Origin of the sequence: Vibrio nitrifigilis (genome assembly GCF_015686695.1) — a bacterium.
Taxonomy (GTDB): domain Bacteria; phylum Pseudomonadota; class Gammaproteobacteria; order Enterobacterales; family Vibrionaceae; genus Vibrio; species Vibrio nitrifigilis.
This window is the reverse complement of sequence record NZ_JADPMR010000001.1, coordinates 315,985-331,276: the sequence shown is the minus strand read 5'-3', so window position 1 is coordinate 331,276 and position 15,292 is coordinate 315,985. Positions and strand designations below refer to the sequence as shown.

Below are 15,292 nucleotides of genomic sequence, written 5' to 3'. Positions count from 1 at the left end.
GGGCTATGGGATGTTGTGACAACAAAAAATGTTGTGAAGGGAAAAACGGACCCAAGCGTCGTATTCCGTGGTTAGGCACAGCCATTGCCATTTTAGCCGTTCTAGTGGTTGTGAATTGGCATTAGAGTTTTTTATAGGTATATAAATAAAATAGGCAGTCAGATGACTGCCTATTTTGCTTTAGCTTTATTTGTAATAATTAGTTATTTGCCATTTGAGCAAACGCGCGGTCTGCTGCTTCAAGAGTGGCATCAATTTCTTCTGCGTTATGTGCTAAAGAGATAAAACCGGCTTCAAAAGCTGAAGGCGCTAAGTAAACCCCGTGATCTAGCATGAGATTAAAGAAGCGTTTGAATTTTTCCACATCACATTTTGCGACATCTTCATAGCAACTAACACTTTCTTGATCGGTAAAGAAGAACCCAAACATCCCGCCTACTTGATGAACAACGAGATCAATCCCGTGCTTGGTAGCAATAGATTTAAGGCCATCAGTTAAGGTTTTGGCTTTGTTAGCCAGACGTTTTTCATTGCCTTCTTCTTTGAGTAATGACAAACAGGCACGGCCTGCGGCCATCGCAATTGGGTTTCCGGATAATGTACCTGCTTGATACACAGGCCCTGTTGGAGCGATGTATTGCATGATGTCTTTACGACCACCAAACGCGCCCACTGGCATGCCGCCACCAATAACTTTACCTAAGGTGGTTAAATCAGGCTTGATATTATAATGAGCTTGAGCCCCACCAAGAGCAACTCGGAAACCTGTCATGACTTCATCAAAAATCAGTAACGCGCCTTCTTGATCACAAAGTTCACGTAGTCCTTCGTGGAATCCCTCGATAGGAGGAATACAGTTCATATTACCAGCAACAGGTTCCACGATAATACACGCGATTTCACCTTTGTTTGCGTCAAATAGAGCTTTTACAGATTCCAGATCATTGTAGCGAGCTGTGAGAGTATATTTAGCAAAATCTGCGGGAACACCTGGTGAACTTGGTTGACCAAGGGTCAGTGCGCCAGAGCCTGCTTTAACTAATAGGCCGTCAGAGTGACCATGGTAACAGCCCTCAAATTTGACAATTTTATCGCGTCCAGTAAATCCACGAGCTAGACGAATCGCACTCATGGTTGCTTCTGTACCTGAGTTTACCATCCGTACTTGTTCCATAGAGGGGACTAACTCAGAAACAAGCTCTGCCATTTCAATTTCAAGCGAAGTTGGCGCACCAAAACTTAAGCCTTTTTGGGCTGTGTCGATAACGGCTTCACGAATAGCTGCATGGTTGTGACCCAAAATCATTGGACCCCATGATCCAACATAGTCGATATACGCTTTACCATCAGCATCAAAGATAAATGCACCGTCAGCACGGTCAATAAATAAAGGGGAACCACCAACACCGTTGAAGGCACGAACTGGTGAGTTAACACCACCAGGAATTTTGCTTTGTGCTTGTTGATAAAGATCGGCTGATTTGGTCATGGATATATCCTCTTTTGAATGTCTGGACCAACTTGGCGAGCATTGTACGCTTCTCTGCTATGATGCGAAATGGTTAGACTAAAAATCGATATTTTTAAGGAGATAGTGCCGCTAAAAAACGATATTCGCTGATTATACGATGCGAAAACCTGGTTTGTTATGTGCTAAGGTGAGTATGTGCATTGGCTAAATTTTGATATCACTTTCATCAATGTAATGTTGGTATTTGTTAGCTCTGTCGTGGGAGTTGTCTGAAATCAACGAGCGAAATACTCCTGCTAGGTTACACTGCAAGCTAATAACGGATATCTAATACTTGAACGGTTAAGTCAGGTATTAGATAATGACCCGTTGTAAAAAGAATCATAATCATCGCTGGTTCTCTTCTGAAACGTGAACTGTAATGAAGCGATGACACGAATGGGAGAGGTCGTCGTGAGCGAAATTAATGTACCATTAACCTTCTCTGAATCAGCAGCTAAACGAGTAAAAGTTCTGATTGAAGAAGAAGATAACCCAGCACTAAAATTACGTGTTTATATCACTGGTGGTGGTTGTAGTGGATTCCAGTACGGCTTTACTTTTGATGAAAGTGTTAACGAAGGTGACATGACCATTGAAAAAGAAGGCGTAACTTTGGTTGTTGATCCAATGAGTCTGCAATATTTGATTGGTGGTGAAGTCGATTACACTGAAGGTTTGGAAGGTTCGCGATTCTTTGTGAATAACCCAAATGCTAAAACAACCTGCGGTTGTGGTGCGTCATTTAGCGTTTAGTAACAGTGAATCATTACTCCGGATTTATAAAAAGCAGAACATCGATGATGTTCTGCTTTTTTATTTCCTTTTCGCACCGTCCACGGATTAATTATTGTGAAGGGCTGGTAGCAAATAGTAATTCACTGTATCGCGACAGTTTTGCAAGGCGCAATTTGGCATTAGCAATAAAAGTATCACGTGTTTTACCGGTCAAAGATTTGGAAAGTGGTAAATCAACAGTACGTGGATTTTTATGAATACCGTGAACTAGGAATTCGTAATGCAAATGAGGGCCGGTTACTCGTCCTGTTCCACCTAGCGTGCCAATTGTCTGCCCTTGTTTGACTCTCTGTCCGGTTTTCACCATCCGGCGACTTAAATGCAAATATTTGGTAACGTACGTGTTGCTGTGACGAATGAACACGTAGTTACCATTGAATTGGTTATAGCCCGCTTTTTGTACGATACCATCACCTGCAGCCCATATAGGTGTTCCGACAGGGGCTACATAATCAGTACCTCTGTGAGGACGAACTCGTCCTGTAACGGGATGAAGTCGACGAGGATTGAAATTCGACGATACGCGACGAAAATCCACCGGTGAGCGTAAAAACGCTTTTTTCATTGCTCTACCGTTTTCATCGTAATAATTACCGGATTCATCATCACGGATTGCGGTAAACGTTTTACCTTGGTTGGTGAAGGTGGCTGCAATAATATCTCCTCTTTCCATGACTTCGCCTTCAACGACTTTTTCTTGATACAGTAATTGAAAGTGATCGCCTGAGCGAATATCCAGAGCAAAGTCGATATCCCAGCCAAATATCCCCGCCAATTGCATGATTTGATTTGGTGTTAGCCCTGCTTGAGATGCAGCATTCCAGAAGTTGGAATGGATAGTGGCTTGTGCGTAGTTATATTGAAAGTAGACTTCTTTCGCCTCAATATGAGATTCATATCCACTCGATGTTTTATTAATAACAAACGTTTCATAAGAGTTTAGTTGGCGTCTTAACTGAACAATATCGTTGTCGTCATTCAACCCGAAATAGAGTTGATCTCCCGGGCGAAGGTGAGTGAGCTGATAGTGAATATCTTCATTGCTTGACGTGAGCTGGTAAAGTGAGCGCGCAGAGAGCCCCACTTTTTTAAACAGTAATGCACTACTTTCACCCGGTTGAACGGTTTGCTTCTTCCATTGCAATACCACCATTGGTGGTAATTGTTCCTCTTGTGCTAATAAATCGTAATCCAATGCCACAGGATAATGTTGACCTACTTTTAGTTGGTTTGGTGTTTGGATTAATGTTTCTGGATCGGGAAGTAGCAGGGTGGCGACAACTGTGATGGCTGTAATCATCACTATCAGCAGCTTATGTAACCAAGGTAAACGGGCAAAAATTGTCGTCATAGTCACTCAAGATAAAAAAGGACAAAAGAAAATCACTACTAGTTAGTCTAACTGGTTTCAAAAATAGTCGCTATTCAAGTAATATGTCCAAATATTAAATTTTGCCAAATCTGTGGGAGTAAACGAAGAATGGCGAGTATTGAAGCCGCTTTAGCGGAAATCAAGCGTGGTGTTGAAGAGCTAATTCCGGAAGAAGAGCTTATTGCAAAGCTGAAAGAGAACCGTCCATTACGTATTAAACTGGGTGCGGATCCAACAGCTCCTGACATTCACTTAGGTCATACTGTGATCCTTAATAAGCTCCGTGCGTTTCAAGAACTTGGCCATGAAGTGACTTTCTTGATTGGTGATTTCACCGGTATGGTGGGTGACCCTACAGGTAAAAATACCACGCGTCCTCCATTGACTCGTGAAGATGTATTACGTAACGCGGAAACTTACAAAACTCAGGTTTTTAAAATTCTGGATCCAGAGAAAACAAAAATCCAATTTAACTCTGAATGGCTTTCTGAGCTGGGTGCTGAGGGGATGATTCGTTTATCGGCGAATCAAACAGTAGCTCGAATGCTAGAGCGCGATGACTTCAAAAAGCGTTATTCAAACGGTCAGCCTATTGCGATTCACGAATTTATGTACCCATTGCTACAGGGATATGATTCAGTTGCTATGGAAACCGATGTTGAATTGGGTGGTACTGACCAGAAATTTAACTTGTTGATGGGGCGTGAGCTACAAAAAGCAAACGGTCAAAAACCTCAAGTTGTATTGATGATGCCATTATTGGTTGGTTTAGACGGTGTGAAGAAAATGTCTAAATCAGCACATAACTACATCGGTGTGAGCGATGCGCCAAGTGATATGTTCGGTAAGATTATGTCGATCTCTGATGATCTGATGTGGAGCTACTACGAGCTATTGTCTTTCCGTCCTTTAGAAGAAGTGACTCAATTTAAAGAAGACGTGAAAAATGGCAAAAACCCTCGTGATGTGAAGATCTTACTTGCTAAAGAGATCATCGCTCGTTTCCACACAGAAGCGGATGCAGATGCGGCAGAGCAAGAGTTTATTAACCGATTCCAGAAAGGTGCGATGCCAGATGAAATGCCGGAATTCGAATTCGAATCAGGCATTGCTATTGCTAATCTGTTGAAAGACGCAGGATTGGTTAATTCGACATCTGATGCCTTGCGTATGATTCGCCAAGGTGCAGCCAAACTCGATGGTGAAAAAATCGAAGATACTAAGTTTGTTCCAGTAGCTGGTACTAATGTGTATCAAGTAGGTAAACGTAAGTTTGCTCGCGTGACCATTAAATAAATAGGCAAGCTCGTTATTGATATACCCAAGTAACCTCAAGATGCTGTTTCAGCGAGAATGTATTCGCTCTTAGGCAAGGCACTGATTTGAAGACATAGTCATTCTACGTTGAAAATCAGTAACACAGCCTAGGAGCGAATAAAACTCGCCCTTTGGGAGCTGATCAACAAACCTATTTCTGCGCTCAATCACGTTAAAAGGGAATGACCATTCCTGCCGTGATTGAGCTTGACCTAGGCTCGTTGATGAAGCTCTGAATCCTGCATCTCGAGGTCATTTGGGTATAAAAAGCACCTGAGGGTGCTTTTTTTGTATCTGATAGCGGGCTTTCTTTAGTGATGAGCTGTCTTTTCTAACAAAATTTGTTACACTTTAAAGGCTACCAAATGGGTAGCAACTTTTGGAGATTAACATGAACAATACCGACCATCCTCCTAGTATGAAGGGAGAAAGATAACCTGCTAACGGTATTGGCACATGGTGTCTTATCTTTGCAGGTAAGGCATATTTCAATGAAATCCCTTCTATTTTTCTCCTTTCTCCTAGTACATAACAACTAACCATCTATTCAGGGTGAGTCTTTCTTACACCTAAGTTTTTGAATAGTTGCTATTGGTGGTCGTTACCCAATGCCAATCGGGAGATTCGCCATGACGGTAATGAACAATCATTGCATGAATAACGCTAAACCATTTTCTATTGATGAAATTGGGGCGGCGCGTAACGCATTTTTACAATATGAACCAGTTAAACAGGTCGAGTTACTATCGGTGATGCCAACCGATGAAGCAGTGGGTATTTTAAGTCACTGTTCTATTACTCATGTGCAAGATCTGTTGTGTGATTTGGATGCTCAGGGGCATAAAACACTGGCTCATCAATATGCTAAGCAGCTAGGTATGGTGTATGCCGAGCGTAAGCCTATTGGAAGGAGTGACAGTGAGCAAAAAGAAGAGCGGGATGAACTGTCCATTTGGCATCGAGTGAAACAGCGTGTCGGCTGGGTAATACCTGTTGCGCTCGTCGGTGTCGTTTCAGGAATATTTATCTATTGAAATCAACGGGCATCTGTCAAAGATGCCCTGATGATATTTATTTGAGCAGTTGTTGGTAATACTGCTCTTCAATTTGATTTAAAGGGGAGTCTTTTAAAGGCTCCTCTTTGTCGTTTTCGTCGGTAGGAAAATAGTCGGTGACATATTGGACAAAACTGCGTGTCGGCTTACCTTGCTTATTCAATACAAAACCGACCATATTATAGGTACCGTAGAGAGAGCCACTTTTTGCGGCTAACTTGCCTTTAACGCTTGGTACTAACATACTGCGGCGGTATTTGAGAGTGCCAGAGACGCCGGCTACAGGAAGTTTCTCAATCAAATGTAATGACGCATCATGAAGAGCGATATAACGCAACACAGCCTGCATAGTGGCGATATTGACACGGTTATCCCGTGATAACCCTGAGCCGTCAACCATCTGTTCATCTGCAAATGAGATTCCTGTGTGCTGATTAATGATGGTTTGAATTGCTTGAACGCCGTTTCGATAACTACCTGGTTGGGTAAATAGTCGATGACCTAAGGTTTTCGTTAAGGTGTCTGCAATCAAATTGTCAGAACGTTTTAGCATGATTGAAAGCAATTCAGATAAAGGTGCGGACTGATGTTCTGCTAGGATTTGTCGCTTCTTAAATGGAGCTTTGCCAATGTGAATGGTGCCTTTAAGCTCAATACCTAATTGATTGAGGAGTTTATAAATAATACGTTTGGTATAGCGGCTAGTATCTTGAACAGCAAATTTAAGTGGCATCGGGCTAGTGCGAGTGACTAGGCATCCCGATAATTGGTATTGATTGGTTGCTGTTGCGGTTAAATCGAGGTCACAGTGTTGTTGCTGCTGCTCATCTGCGCTAACTGCGACTGCGTTATTAAATACATGAATTGGATATTGTGGAGGTATATGGAGGCGAGTCTTGCCATTTTTTTCCGTGTAAAGCGCTGCAGGGATACAGTTGTGATCTAAATTGATCGCACTAGATGGCGCACTGTAACAGACCCCGAGTGAATCCCAAGGCCAGCCTACCGCTTTTTCAAATCCAGTAAATATTGAATTATCTAGCCAGATGTCTCCACGAATGGTTCGAATGCCGGATTGCTTAAGATGAGAAAGCAATTGTTTGAGGTCAACAGTATTCAGCGTAGGATCACCCGAAAAACGAATCACATAGTCTTGCCGGTGTTTGAGTAGCTGAGTGGTAAAGACAAAATGTTCGCCAAGCTCTAATCTAGCTGCGAGAGCTGTGAAGATTTTTTGCGTGCTGGCTGGTGGAAAATAGTCGCCATTGCGCTGGGCAAAAAGTGTTTCACCACTAGTAATATTTTGTACCTGAAACGCGTATCGCGCATGTGGTGTTAACTGGTCGGTGTTGAGTGGTTGTGCAACCACATATTGGCTAATAAAGAGTGAAAAAATCAGTCCACAAAGTGGCAGACAGCGCATATACGATCCATTAAATAAACAAGGGTGTTCTTAGTATACTGACATAAAAAACGCCTGCTAGGGAGCAGGCGTCTTGAGATGATAAACTTTCTGTTAAATTAGAAAGTGTATAGCAGGCCAGCCATTGCTTGGTCTTGAGCTGCTGTATTGTCAGTAGTGACACCGTCGTCTGTGGATGAAGAAACCTCATCACCGTTAAGTAGGTTCCAACGGTAACCCACGTAACCGTTGAAGCTAGGAGTGAAGTAGTAGTTTGCTTCAACAGAGATAGTGTTAGCAGTGTCATCGGCACGATCACGATCGCCACGGTTGTAAGTTGCGATTAACTTAGTTTTATCGATAGTGTAAGCCGCTGCTAGTTCATAGCCGTCGTAGTTTTCTACACCATGATCATCGTAGTCGATGTGAGTGTATAGAGCAGCTAAGTATAGATTTTCATAAGTAAATGAAGAGGTTACCATAGCTTGCGCATTTTCATTTTGTACAGCATAACCACCGCCTAGAACAACGCCAGTATCACCAAACGCGTAAGTCGCTGCTAAAGCGTAACCGTCTTGGTCGTTACCAGTACGTGAGTCGCCATCACTTGAGTTACTACCATCAGCAAAACGGTAGCCTGCACTAATACTTAGTGCATCAAAATCTGCATTATAAGCGACGTAGTTATCAGTACGACTTGCTAGAGAAATAGCATCATCATCTTCAGCTGCGCTATTTACTGACGCTTCTTTACCCCAAGTTGACATAATATCGGTAAAATTGGTTAGTTTAACTAGAGCACCATCTTGTTTACCGTAGGTGATTTCACCTGCGCTAGTGCCGATACCAGCGTAGATATAACGAGTAGTCCAGTCAGTATCTCCGTCGTCGGCTTCACCAGAATCAGTGTTGCTGTTCCATTCTTGTTCGAATTTTGCTAAACCGTAAAGGTCGTCAGTCACTTGTTGATGGCCAACAAAGTTTAGACGAGCGCGAGTCATGTCATTTGCTTCACTGTCTTGCAATTGGATACGCGCTTCTACACGACCGCCGATGCTTGCTGTAGTGCCATCTGCGTTATAAATTTCTGCTGCGTTAGCGCTAGTTGCTACTGCCGCTGCTGCCACAGCTAGAGCGATGATGGATTTTTTCATCTTTTAATTCCTAATTATTGTCCACATAAACGTTGATTGAGACGTTTGTATCGTCTGATGAATACTCAGATAGGATGATGACGCTGAATACATTTATTGAATGCAAGCCAGTATCCAAGCGCTTCCTTCGAGAAATTCTTAATCCAATTCTCGTATGATAGTTCCGTGTTAGTTAGTAAAATGATATAAAAACGAATGTTGAACACTGTTTTATTATAAAATAAAAACATCAAGTTATTGTATTAAAATATTTTTTATACTTTTTTTTATAACTATTACCACCTAGTGAAATATTATTTTTTTATATTTTTTGATAGGTTTTTCATAATTTATCAGAGTTTTTAGTGTGCACTTGATCACATGTCATTCAATGTGTATATGGATTCTTAAGATTTGTTGGCTCAAGATGGATTTAGGATGATTTAATCGCCAAGTTTGTTTACACTGGTAGATAAATCATTTCATCAACACTACCTAACCTTTCGAGGCTGGGTAGTTTTGTTTTGTCCAAAGAACGCTTTGGCATAGAGGTAGAATATGGAAAAAGTTCCAATGACCGTACGCGGCGAAAAACTGCTGCGTGACGAACTTGAAAGACTTCTTAAACTACGTCCACAAATTTCTGCTGCAATTGCAGAAGCTCGTGAACTGGGTGATTTGAAGGAAAATGCCGAATACCATGCGGCGCGTGAAGAACAAGGTATTTGTGAAGCGCAGATTCGAGATATCGAATACAAGCTATCAGTAGCGCAAGTGATTGATGTTACAAAAATAGAAAACAGTGGCAAAGTCATCTTTGGCTCAACAGTGACCGTTGTAGATGTCGATACCGATCAAGAAAAAACGTATCAAATCGTAGGTGACAATGAAGCTGAAGCAAAAGCTGGCCGTATTTCCATTAGCTCACCTATTGCACGTGGCCTAATTGGTAAAGAAGAAGGTGATGAAGTTGTGATTTCGACACCTGGCGGCGATAAAGTATTTGAAATCGATCAGGTTCAGTACATTTAGTTGTTAAGAAATGCAAAAAGGTCGCACTGAGCGACCTTTTTTATTTCCATATAAGCGATACTACTTACGCGGTAGTTCGATTTTGCGTTGTTCTGACTGACGATACAAAACCAACACCTTACCGATAACCTGGACTTTTTCTGCTCCAGTCTCGCGCACAATAGCGTCAACAATCAGCTGTTTTGTTTCGCGATCTTCTGATACCACTTTCACTTTAATCAGTTCATGGTGGTCCAACGCGATTTCAATTTCGGCTAAAACAGCTTCGGTTAATCCGTTTGCGCCCATGAGCACAACAGGTTTTAGGTTGTGTGCAAGCGCTTTAAGGTGCTGCTTTTGTTTATTGCTTAGGTTCATTACGCGACCAAATTTATTTACTATTAGGGTTGAAAACCGACATTTTAACGCCATCTATCAACGAAGACTATATTTTCTACCATACTTTCTTTGATAGATGCTTTTCAATTAGGAATCGAATGAGTAAACAGAAGCACTCAGCCAGCTCAGGCCGTTGGCTGAAAGAACATTTTGACGATAAGTATGTTAACGAGGCAAAAAAGAAAGGGTATCGTTCTCGTGCTATCTTCAAAATAGAAGAGATTCAAGAGAAAGATAAATTATTGAAATCTGGAATGACGGTCGTAGATTTAGGGGCGGCCCCTGGTGGTTGGTCTCAGTATGCTGCTGGTATTGTAGGTGATGAAGGGCAAGTGATAGCTTGTGATATCCTTCCAATGGATTCGATTGCCGGTGTAGCATTTCTACAAGGTGATTTTCGCGAAGAAGCAGTGCTCAATGCTCTGTTAGAAAGAATTCAACCGGATATGGTGAATGTGGTGATGTCTGATATGGCGCCCAATATGGCGGGCAATTTATCAGTGGATCAACCTCGTGCAATGTATTTGGTTGAGCTGGCGTTGGATATGTGTCGAGAAGTTTTAGCACCTAATGGCAGTTTTGTGGTCAAAGTATTTCAGGGCGAAGGCTTTGATCAGTATGTCAAGGATGTCCGAGACATGTTTAAAGCGGTGAAAATCCGTAAGCCCGACTCTTCGAGGGCACGTTCCCGAGAAGTGTACATTGTTGCGACTGGTTACAAAGGTTAACCATTATTTTGTAGCGATGAAATTTAACACTGTGGCTACGGTCTGAAAACTGTAGTACCCTACCTTTAATTACAACTAGTTATCGCGAGGCTGACACCTTGAGTGACATGGCAAAAAATTTAATTCTTTGGTTGGTAATTGCAGTTGTTTTAATGTCTGTGTTCCAGAGCTTCGGTCCTGGGGATAGTAACGGAAGAACAATCGATTACACCACATTTGTACAGGAAGTTGGCCAAGGCCAAATACAAGAGGCTCAATTCGATAATAGCGAGATTACATTCACTCGTCGGGGCGGAAGTACACGTTACGTTACATATATGCCAGTGTATGACCAAAAGCTTCTTGATGATCTCATTAATCAAAATGTGAAGGTTCAGGGTACTCCACCTGAAGAACAAAGTCTGCTAGGAACTATTTTCATCTCTTGGTTCCCAATGATTCTACTGATTGGTGTTTGGATTTTCTTCATGCGCCAAATGCAGGGCGGTGGCGGCAAAGGCGCTATGTCCTTTGGTAAAAGTAAAGCACGTATGATGAGCGAAGAACAGATCAAGACAACGTTTACGGATGTTGCTGGCTGTGATGAAGCGAAAGAAGACGTGAAGGAGCTGGTCGATTATCTACGTGATCCAAGCCGCTTCCAAAAACTCGGTGGTAAGATTCCAACGGGTGTGTTGATGGTAGGTCCTCCTGGTACAGGTAAAACTTTGCTAGCTAAAGCTATTGCTGGTGAAGCGAAAGTACCGTTCTTTACTATTTCAGGTTCAGATTTCGTAGAAATGTTCGTTGGTGTTGGTGCATCTCGTGTACGTGACATGTTCGAACAAGCGAAAAAAGCGTCTCCATGTATCATCTTTATTGATGAAATCGATGCTGTAGGTCGTCAACGTGGCGCAGGTGTTGGTGGTGGTCACGATGAACGTGAACAAACACTAAACCAAATGTTGGTTGAAATGGATGGTTTCGAAGGTAACGAAGGTATTATCGTTATCGCTGCAACTAACCGTCCTGATGTTCTTGACCCAGCTTTGCTTCGTCCTGGACGTTTCGACCGCCAAGTTGTGGTTGGTCTTCCAGATGTTCGTGGTCGTGAGCAGATTCTTAAAGTACATATGCGCAAAGTTCCGCTAGCGGGTGATGTTGAACCATCACTGATTGCTCGTGGTACTCCAGGCTTCTCTGGTGCAGATCTTGCGAACTTAGTTAACGAAGCAGCATTGTTCGCGGCTCGTGGGAATAAACGTAATGTTTCTATGGTCGAATTTGAGTTAGCAAAAGATAAAATCATGATGGGGGCAGAACGCCGCTCTATGGTTATGTCTGAAGAAACCAAAGAATCGACCGCTTATCACGAAGCTGGCCACGCGATTGTTGGTCGTTTGGTTCCTGAACATGATCCGGTATATAAAGTATCCATCATTCCTCGTGGTCGAGCGCTTGGTGTTACTATGTATCTACCCGAGCAAGATCGTATCAGTATGTCTAAGCAAAACTTAGAATCGATGATTTCGAGCTTGTATGGCGGTCGTTTAGCAGAAGAATTGATTTACGGTGTTGATAAAGTCTCCACTGGGGCATCAAATGATATTGAGCGTGCAACTGATATTGCACGTAAGATGGTAACCCAATGGGGTTTCTCAGATAAGTTAGGTCCAATGCTTTACGCTGAAGACGAAGGCGAAGTGTTCTTAGGTCGTAGTGTGACACAAACCAAGCACATGTCTGATGATACTGCAAAATTGATCGACGATGAGGTTCGTAAGCTTATCGACAGCAACTACGAACGTGCGCGCCGAATCTTGGTTGAAAATATGGATATCATGCATGCAATGAAAGATGCATTGATGAAGTATGAAACTATCGATGCAGGTCAGATTGATGACTTGATGGCACGTAAAGAAGTGATTCGTGAACCTGCCGGTTGGGCTGATCATGTTGCCAGTGCGGCGAAAAAAGACGCTGACACTGCAACAACAGTTGAACAACCAAAAGCGGAAGCATCTGAACCAGCAAAAGCTCCAGAGGAAAGTAAAGATACGAAGCCTCAAGAGTCTGCTGATGAAGGTACAGATAAAAAAGACTCAAACGCGGAATAGTCGTGTTTGAGCAGTAAAGACGAAACCCCGATTTATTCGGGGTTTTTCTATATATTAGGAATTATTCTCTTAGCATTATGAACATTCAGACTCCATCGAAAACTCTAGAACTCGATCGCCCACATGTCATGGGTATTTTAAATACCACGCCAGACTCTTTTTCAGATGGTGGCAGTTATACTGACCTAGAAAAAGCACTGTCACATGCTAAAGCGATGATTGAGGCGGGCGTTTCGATTATTGATATTGGTGGTGAATCAACACGCCCTGGCGCACCAGAAGTTTCATTAGAAGAAGAATTGCACCGTGTAGTGCCTATCGTTAAGGAAATTCGTCAGTTCAATCAAGATGTATGGATTTCAATCGATACAAGTAAAGCGGAAGTGATGAAACAAGCCATTGAAGCGGGTGCAGATTTTATCAATGACATACGTTCACTGACCGAACCTGGTGCGTTAGAGGTGGTGGCCAAGGCACAGGTTCCTGTATGTATCATGCACATGAAAGGTCAACCTAAAACAATGCAAGTGAACCCACAATATGATGATCTTATGCAAGAAGTCGATTCGTTCTTGCAAGAGCGCATTGCTGCTTGTGAAGTTGCGGGTATCAAACGTAGTAATATTGTTGTGGATCCTGGATTTGGATTTGGTAAGTCTATTGACCATAATTATCAACTGCTTGCTAATCTTGAAAGTTTTCACCAATACGGATTACCAGTATTAGCGGGCATGTCGCGTAAATCTATGGTGTTTAAATTACTGAATAAGAAGCCAGCTGAGTGTGTGACAGCGAGTGTCGCTTGTGCCACTATTGCGGCAGAAAAGGGCGCTCAAATTATTCGTGTGCATGACTTTGAGCAAACTTTAGAGGCAATGAAAGTCGTTGCAATGACAAATAAAAATAAACAAATCGCTAAAAATAGTTAAGGGTGATCGATATGTCTCAAGAAAGACGTTATTTCGGTACTGACGGTGTGCGTGGTCATGTTGGTCAATACCCAATTACACCAGATTTTGTACTCAAACTTGGTTGGGCGGCTGGCCGTGTGTTAGCAAAACAAGGTACGCGCAAAGTCATCATCGGTAAAGATACTCGTATTTCCGGTTATATGCTTGAGTCAGCACTGGAAGCGGGGCTCGCTGCCGCTGGACTCAAAGCGATTTTTACTGGGCCAATGCCAACTCCAGCAGTAGCCTATTTAACGCAAACATTTCGCGCCGAAGCGGGGATTGTGATTTCAGCATCGCATAACCCATACCATGATAATGGTATTAAATTCTTCTCATCTGAAGGGACTAAGCTCCCAGATGAGGTCGAATTAGCTATTGAGGCTGAACTGGACAAAGATATCGAATGTGTTGAATCTTCGATGTTAGGTAAAGCGTCTCGTTTGGTGGATGCAGCAGGCCGTTATATCGAATTTTGTAAAAGTACTTTTCCTCACCGTTTGAGCCTATCTGGTTTAAAAATAGTAGTGGATTGTGCGCACGGTGCTACCTATCACATTGCCCCTAATGTGTTTAAAGAACTCGGCGCTAATGTTATTGCGATGGGCGTTGAACCTAATGGCGTGAATATCAACGATGAAGTCGGTGCTACTGATGTTAGAGCGTTACAAAAACGCGTCGTAGAAGAGCAGGCTGATTTAGGGTTAGCGTTTGACGGTGACGGTGACCGTCTAATCATGGTTGATGCACTTGGTGAAAAAGTGGATGGCGATCAGTTGGCCTATATTATTGCTCGTGATGCATTGCGTCGTGGCTCGCTGAAAGGCGGCGTGGTCGGGACTCTCATGACCAACCTTGGCATGGAAAATGGGTTGAAACAGCTAGGTATTCCATTCGCTCGAGCTGCAGTTGGTGACCGTTATGTAATGGAAAAACTGTTAGAAAAAGGGTGGAATATCGGTGCTGAAAACTCTGGGCATATTATTTTGCTTGATAGCGTGACAACGGGTGATGCGATTGTGTCAGGGTTACGTGTCTTGACTGCTATTGTCGATAGTGAAATGCCTCTTCATGAGTTAACTAAAGGTATGACGCTCTATCCACAAGTATTAGAAAATGTTCGTTTCAGTGGTAACTCCAATCCTCTTGAGGAACCCGCAGTGTTAGCTGCTGTTGCTAAAGTGGAACAAACATTAGCGGATAAAGGTCGAGTGCTCTTACGTAAGTCAGGTACCGAACCACTCATCCGCGTTATGGTAGAAGGCGAAGACGCTGAACTGGTACAACAATCAGCATTAGATATTGCTCAGGTTGTTAAAGAAAGCTGCTAACGCTGATTTTTCCTAGCCCAGACTCAAAGACCTGGGCTGTTAATGAACTGTGTTGGTGATTTTGAACATCGGTTTTTGTTAAAGCAGCAGGTTGTTGGTAAGAGAAAGTGACCATATTACTTATGCTTATCGATAAAACTGTTGTTTGATTGATTGTTTTGACTTTTTTTTAATCATTTAAACGGCAAGA

Annotated in this window: 13 protein-coding genes; 8 read left to right on the top strand and 5 right to left on the bottom strand. The window is 42.6% G+C overall.

Annotation, left to right across the window (positions count from 1 at the left end; translation table 11 throughout):
- Positions 1–199: 199 nt before the first annotated feature.
- Positions 200–1,489, bottom strand: coding sequence for a glutamate-1-semialdehyde 2,1-aminomutase (hemL, locus tag I1A42_RS01475; protein ID WP_196122445.1), 1,290 nt, complete (start codon positions 1,487–1,489; stop codon positions 200–202).
- Between the two features lie 435 nt (positions 1,490–1,924).
- Here hemL and erpA point away from each other — a divergent pair, with 435 nt between their 5' ends.
- Positions 1,925–2,266 (top strand): iron-sulfur cluster insertion protein ErpA, encoded by a 342-nt coding sequence (erpA, locus tag I1A42_RS01470; protein WP_161153872.1) that lies wholly within the window; start codon positions 1,925–1,927, stop codon positions 2,264–2,266.
- Between the two features lie 91 nt (positions 2,267–2,357).
- Here erpA and I1A42_RS01465 read toward each other — a convergent pair whose 3' ends face one another.
- Complete coding sequence (locus I1A42_RS01465; RefSeq protein ID WP_161153873.1) at positions 2,358–3,659, bottom strand: peptidoglycan DD-metalloendopeptidase family protein; 1,302 nt, start codon at positions 3,657–3,659, stop codon at positions 2,358–2,360.
- A 129-nt stretch (positions 3,660–3,788) separates the two neighbouring features.
- On the opposite strand from I1A42_RS01465, the gene tyrS reads away from it, so the two are divergent.
- Both tyrS and I1A42_RS01455 read left to right on the top strand, forming a co-directional pair.
- Positions 3,789–4,976, top strand: coding sequence for a tyrosine--tRNA ligase (gene tyrS / locus I1A42_RS01460; protein WP_196122443.1), 1,188 nt, complete (start codon positions 3,789–3,791; stop codon positions 4,974–4,976).
- Between the two features lie 650 nt (positions 4,977–5,626).
- Positions 5,627–6,031, top strand: coding sequence for a magnesium transporter (locus I1A42_RS01455; protein ID WP_161153875.1), 405 nt, complete (start codon positions 5,627–5,629; stop codon positions 6,029–6,031).
- A 37-nt stretch (positions 6,032–6,068) separates the two neighbouring features.
- Here I1A42_RS01455 and dacB read toward each other — a convergent pair whose 3' ends face one another.
- The gene (gene dacB, locus I1A42_RS01450) at positions 6,069–7,475 is read right to left on the bottom strand and encodes a serine-type D-Ala-D-Ala carboxypeptidase (RefSeq protein WP_196122441.1); all 1,407 of its coding nucleotides are present in this window, start codon (positions 7,473–7,475) and stop codon (positions 6,069–6,071) included.
- A 98-nt stretch (positions 7,476–7,573) separates the two neighbouring features.
- A complete protein-coding gene (locus tag I1A42_RS01445; protein WP_196122439.1) occupies positions 7,574–8,608 on the bottom strand; it encodes a porin in 1,035 nt (344 codons plus the stop codon).
- A 537-nt stretch (positions 8,609–9,145) separates the two neighbouring features.
- Between I1A42_RS01445 and greA the strand changes: the two genes are divergently transcribed.
- Positions 9,146–9,619, top strand: a complete 474-nt coding sequence (greA, locus tag I1A42_RS01440; RefSeq protein ID WP_161153878.1) for a transcription elongation factor GreA — start codon at positions 9,146–9,148, stop codon at positions 9,617–9,619.
- 60 nt (positions 9,620–9,679) lie between these two features.
- On the opposite strand, the gene yhbY is transcribed toward greA, so the two are convergent.
- Positions 9,680–9,976 (bottom strand): ribosome assembly RNA-binding protein YhbY, encoded by a 297-nt coding sequence (gene yhbY, locus I1A42_RS01435; protein ID WP_161153879.1) that lies wholly within the window; start codon positions 9,974–9,976, stop codon positions 9,680–9,682.
- A 119-nt stretch (positions 9,977–10,095) separates the two neighbouring features.
- On the opposite strand from yhbY, the gene rlmE reads away from it, so the two are divergent.
- The 4 genes from rlmE (at position 10,096) to glmM (ending at position 15,102) form a co-directional block, all read left to right on the top strand.
- Positions 10,096–10,725 (top strand): 23S rRNA (uridine(2552)-2'-O)-methyltransferase RlmE, encoded by a 630-nt coding sequence (gene rlmE, locus I1A42_RS01430; RefSeq protein WP_161153880.1) that lies wholly within the window; start codon positions 10,096–10,098, stop codon positions 10,723–10,725.
- Positions 10,726–10,823: 98 nt separating this feature from the next.
- Positions 10,824–12,821, top strand: a complete 1,998-nt coding sequence (ftsH, locus tag I1A42_RS01425) for an ATP-dependent zinc metalloprotease FtsH (protein ID WP_196122437.1) — start codon at positions 10,824–10,826, stop codon at positions 12,819–12,821.
- A gap of 77 nt (positions 12,822–12,898) precedes the next feature.
- Positions 12,899–13,750 carry a dihydropteroate synthase gene (gene folP, locus I1A42_RS01420; protein WP_161153882.1) on the top strand — a complete coding sequence of 284 codons (852 nt, stop codon included), beginning with the start codon at positions 12,899–12,901 and terminating at the stop codon, positions 13,748–13,750.
- Between the two features lie 11 nt (positions 13,751–13,761).
- Complete coding sequence (gene glmM, locus I1A42_RS01415; protein WP_161153883.1) at positions 13,762–15,102, top strand: phosphoglucosamine mutase; 1,341 nt, start codon at positions 13,762–13,764, stop codon at positions 15,100–15,102.
- Positions 15,103–15,292 lie beyond the last annotated feature (190 nt).